The organism is Atribacterota bacterium (genome assembly GCA_028703475.1).
Taxonomy (GTDB): domain Bacteria; phylum Atribacterota; class Phoenicimicrobiia; order Phoenicimicrobiales; family Stramentimicrobiaceae; genus JAQVMU01.
In genome coordinates this window covers 1-4,970 of the sequence record JAQVMU010000092.1, presented here as the reverse complement: position 1 = coordinate 4,970, position 4,970 = coordinate 1, and the positions used below count along the sequence as shown (strand labels likewise).

General features: G+C 33.9%; 4 protein-coding genes. All 4 read left to right on the top strand.

Translation table 11 applies throughout. The annotated features are described in order from the left end of the window. Positions 1-331: NADH:flavin oxidoreductase (locus tag PHQ99_07785; GenBank protein MDD4289470.1), on the top strand; the 331-nt coding region annotated here is incomplete at its 5' end. A gap of 49 nt (positions 332-380) precedes the next feature. Beyond that, positions 381-1,607, top strand: coding sequence for a U32 family peptidase (locus tag PHQ99_07780; GenBank protein ID MDD4289469.1), 1,227 nt, complete (start codon positions 381-383; stop codon positions 1,605-1,607). Positions 1,608-1,690: 83 nt separating this feature from the next. Continuing rightward, a complete protein-coding gene (locus PHQ99_07775; GenBank protein MDD4289468.1) occupies positions 1,691-3,658 on the top strand; it encodes a metallophosphoesterase in 1,968 nt (655 codons plus the stop codon). After that, entirely contained in the window at positions 3,648-4,670 is a 1,023-nt protein-coding gene (locus tag PHQ99_07770; GenBank protein MDD4289467.1) for an AIR synthase family protein, read from the top strand. Before PHQ99_07775 ends, PHQ99_07770 begins: the two co-directional genes overlap by 11 nt. Positions 4,671-4,970: the final 300 nt, after the last annotated feature.

Here is a 4,970-nt window from a genome sequence, read left to right as displayed (position 1 = left end):
TTCAAGAATTGGTAGAATCGACCGACCAGAAGAAGAAGTTTATTATCGGGATGCTGCAAAATTATATAAAGAAAGCCTAAAGGTTCCTTTGATATTAGTTGGAGGAATACGTTCTTTTCAAGTTGCACAGGAACTAATTGAACAGAATTTGGCAGATTATATTGCTCTTTGTCGTCCATTAATCAGAGAGCCGCAACTGATTAAAAGATGGCACTCTGGAGATATTAGAAAGGCAACATGTATTTATTGCAACCAGTGTTTTATTCCAGCCAGGGCAGGAGAAGGGTTATATTGTGTTCAGGAAGCTCTTTTAAATAAAAAAAAGAAGTAGTGTTTGTAATATAAAAAACAGGAAGAAATAACATAAGAGGAGAATACTAATGATAAAACCGGAGTTGTTGGCACCTGCCGGTAATTTGGAAAATTTAAAAATAGCTATCATGTATGGAGCTGATGCTGTCTATCTTGGTGGTTTGAACTATGGTTTAAGAGCAAGGGCAAAGAATTTTACCATAGAACAGTTAGAGGAAGGAATAAAATTTGCCCATGATCGAGGTAAACGTATTTATATTACTATTAACATAGTTGCTCATAATGAGGATTTAGAAGGGTTGCCTGAATATTTGATTACCTTGCAGGGATTGAATGTAGATGCAGTCATTTTGTCAGACCCTGGAATACTTGAAATAGTTAAACAGAATATTCCCGAGATGGAGATTCATTTAAGTACTCAGGCTAATACAACTAATTATGCTGCAGTCAATTTCTGGTATGAACAAGGTGTAAAGAGGGTCATACTGGCACGTGAATTATCTCTAACTGAGATTAATGAGATAGCTAAGAAATCTTCACCAGAAATAAAATTAGAAACCTTTGTACATGGGGCTATGTGTATTTCTTATTCGGGAAGATGCCTGTTAAGCAACTATCTTATAAACAGGGATGCCAACAGGGGTGATTGCGCCCACTCCTGCCGCTGGAAATATTATCTTATGGAAGAGACAAGGCCGGGAGAATACCTGCCGGTATATGAAGATGAGAAGGGGACATATTTTTTTAATTCTAAAGATCTATGTATGATAGAACATATTCCTTCATTGATAAAAGCAGGAATCTCTGCAATTAAAATCGAAGGCAGGATGAAGGGCTCCTATTATGTGGGTGCGGTGGTAAAGGCATACCGGAAACAGATTGATGAATATTGTTCAAATCCGGATACCTATGCTTTTAATAAAAAATATCTGGGTGAATTAAAAAAAGTCAGTAATAGGGAATATACCACAGGATTTTATTTTAACAAACCGGATGGGAATGAACAGAGATATGATAAATCTTCCTATATTCAAAATTATGATTTTACCGGACTGGTAATCGGTTATGACCCTGATAAGCATTTAGTAACAGTTGAACAGAAAAATAGAATGTTTACAGGAGATGAAATTGAGATATTTGGGCCGGATTCTGATTCTTTCAGCCAGAAAATTGATAAAATGTGGGATGAAAACGGTGAGGAAATCGAAGTAGCACCACATTCCCAACAAATCATTCAGTTTAAAACAAGAAAACCAGTAAAACCATGGTATATTATCAGGAAAAAATTAACTTAAAAGTGATTCACATTAATTTATTTTTTTGTTCTTTTCCTTAATTTAGAGCTACAATTACTTATAAGGATTTATAAAAGAAAAATATGAAAAAAATTATTGATTTAAGCATTATTACACTTTTGTTGACCTTGCTTTTCCTGAATATTGACATAGATATTTATGCTGCTATTTATAGAGTGATTAATCCTGAAGGAAATACAGTTCGTGTTTCAGTCGAACCGGTATTAAAAGAACAGGAGATAAAAGATGGGTGTAAAATATATCTTTTAGAATTGGGAACAAGAATAGATGTTCTTGACAGGGATAATAAGGTTAGAGGAGAGGTATTTCTGGATATTAATGATAATGGAAAAAGAGAAAATGGCGAACAAGGGATTTCTAATATTCAGGTTTCCAATGGAAAAGACATAGCCTTGACAGATAGTGAGGGCAATTTTGAGCTGGACAGAGAAGATACTTTTATTTTCTTAACCCTACCGCGGGATTATTCGATGACGACTTCCTGGTACCGTATTAACACTGATAAGAACACAAGTTTTGGTTTAAAAAAAGATAAAAAGGAAGAAGTCCAAAACTTCAGCTTTATCCATCTTACTGATCCTCATGTTACTTTAGATGAGGAATATAATGATATTATAAAAACTGCTGTTTCTGAGATTAACAGTTTTAAACCAGATTTTACAGTTGTTACCGGAGATATGGTATTTGAGGGAGATAAAACCGATATTGAACAGACCCGGAAATGGTTTGACAGATATATCAGCTTGGTTGATAGATGGGATATGCCTGTTTATCATACTATAGGTAATCATGATGTGGCCGGAGTACATTACAAGAAAGATGTAAGTGAAGAGCCCGGTTATGATAAATGGCTATATTATAGTTACTTTGGCCCCAGTTATTATTCTTTTAATCAGGGGAATTATCATTGTATTGTATTAGACCCGATTCAGTTTGAAAATGACAAGCAATATTTTGAAATACCCCAGGAGCAAGTATTATGGCTAAAGCATGATTTGTCTTTTTATAGTGAAGATATGCCATTATTAATTTTTTCTCATATACCATTAAATTCCTGGACTAACAAGGAGGAAATACTGAGTTTGTTCGAAAACAGAAAAGTGATATTCTTTTCCGGCCACTGGCATTTTGATGTGCTGTTAACTCATCATGGGGAGAACACCTTGGAGCAAGTAACTAATTCATTATGTGCAGGATGGTGGAAGAGGAGCAGTGCGGATGGCCGCTCGGAGGGTTATCGAGTTGTCCAGTTAAGTGAAGATAAAATCGAAAGTTTTTATCGTGAAATTGGCCAGGAAAGGCAGATTAAGGTCATTAATCCAAAACCTTTTGTTTCTCAACTGGAAGAAATAAAAGTACAAATATACACTGAAAAACCACCTTTGATAAGTGTTAAATATCAAATTAATGAGGAAGAATGGTTCCCAATGGTTATTGAAGAACAAGGGGTCTGGTTTGTTGCCAGTTCTTCAAATTCTGCTAACCATCTTTCAGATTCCGACTACCACCAATTAAAAATTAAAGTTAATGATATGGCCGGGTATTTCACTGAAACTGTTAATTTTAAGGTCAGTTCAGAAGAAAAATTGTCTTTCAGGGAATTGTATGATAATTTTAGTGTCTTTCAGGGTCATCCTGTCACAGTTGAAGGAAAAATACAGGCTTCCTTTCTCCAGGCTCAGCATAAAACAGATAACAGGGAAATTATAAACGGTATAATATTTTTAAAAGACCAAAGTGATAAAGGTATTATATTGATTGGAGAATATGGTATTAAAAAGAATGAAGAGCTGAAAAGGGGGCAGTTTATATCAGCAGAGGTTGTCCCTTTGCGATTTGACTGGAATTTAATAAGCAGAAAACAGAAGCTGATGCTTCTTCTTATTCTTTATCGTTTGCCTGATGGATTTTTAGAAATTAATGGCCTTTATGGTCCGGAAGCAGTGCAAATGCTTTGGTTAACCAATCACCAGGTTCAAGTTATTGATGAAGGAAAATATTTTAGTTCGTGGAGAAAATATGAAAAATAAATTACCTCTGGGTAAATTAGAATTTTCATTTCTCGAAAAATTGCTTGAAAATTATCAAAGCAAGCCTGATTCACGTGTGATTATTGGACCTAAACTTGGAGAAGACGCTGCTGTTATAGAATATCCGGACAGGTATCTGGTTGCCAAAACCGATCCTATAACTTTTGCAACACAGGAAATAGGTTGGTATGCTGTTCAGGTTAATGCCAATGATATTGCCACAAGGGGAGCAGTTCCTAAATGGTTTCAGGCTACTATTCTCCTGCCGGAGAACAAAACTACTGAAGAACTTGTTGAAAATATTTTTTCCCAGATATATAATGCCTGTAATCAATTAAATATAGCAGTTATTGGCGGTCACACCGAAATTAGTTATAATCTCGATCGTCCGATTGTAGTTGGCTGTATGTTAGGCGAAGTGGAGAAGAATAAACTTGTTTCAACTTCAGGTGCCAGGCCTGGGGATGTAATTATCCTCACAAAAGGTATTGTTATTGAAGGAACCGCAATTATTGCCAGGGAGAAGCAAGAGGAATTAAGGGATAAAGGATATTCAGAAGGATTTATAAAAAAGTGTCAAAACTTTATTTATAAACCGGGATTGTCGGTTTTAAAAGAAGCTTTATTAGCAAATCAATTCGAAGTACATGCCATGCATGACCCGACTGAGGGAGGATTGTCTGCGGGGCTTTATGAAATTGCACAGGCTTCCCAGTCTGGATTATTAGTTGAGAAAGATAAAATTTATTTATTGGAAGAAGCACAAAAACTTTGTAATGAATTTAATTTAAATCCCTTAAATGTTTTAACTTCAGGAACTTTATTGATTGTGACCTCTAAAAGTGAATCGGGTAAAATAATTAGCCTTTTAGCAAAAGAAGGGATTAATTCTTATTTAATTGGAGAGATAAAAGAAAGGGATTATGGAATTAAAATAAAAAATAAAAATAATATTATTGAAAAAGATTTAATATATTCTGCAAAAGATGAAATTATTCGAGTTTTTAAATGATGTTACTATATTTTTGTTTTTACGTTTATAAATGATTTGTATTTTATTATTTGAAGAAAAATTCAGCCCAACTTAAAAAAAATAGATTAATACATTATGATATATTATAATAAAAAATATAAAGAAATTTCCAGCGATTTATTTATGAAGGGAGGTGTTAATCTGGATTAAAACTAATCTTGTTTATTAAATTCAAGATTTTCAGTTTATTGACTAAATCTATTTGGAGGTATTAGAGTGATGAAAAAAATTATTTATATAGCTACAATTTCTTTAATTTTATGTTTAATGCTCAATATT

What these genes read in the sequence shown, in the direction of transcription:
- PHQ99_07780 (MDD4289469.1), top strand. Translation starts at nt 381, where the DNA reads ATGATAAAACCGGAGTTGTTGGCACCTGCCGGTAATTTGGAAAATTTA.
- PHQ99_07775 (MDD4289468.1), top strand. Translation starts at nt 1,691, where the DNA reads ATGAAAAAAATTATTGATTTAAGCATTATTACACTTTTGTTGACCTTG.
- PHQ99_07770 (MDD4289467.1), top strand. Translation starts at nt 3,648, where the DNA reads ATGAAAAATAAATTACCTCTGGGTAAATTAGAATTTTCATTTCTCGAA.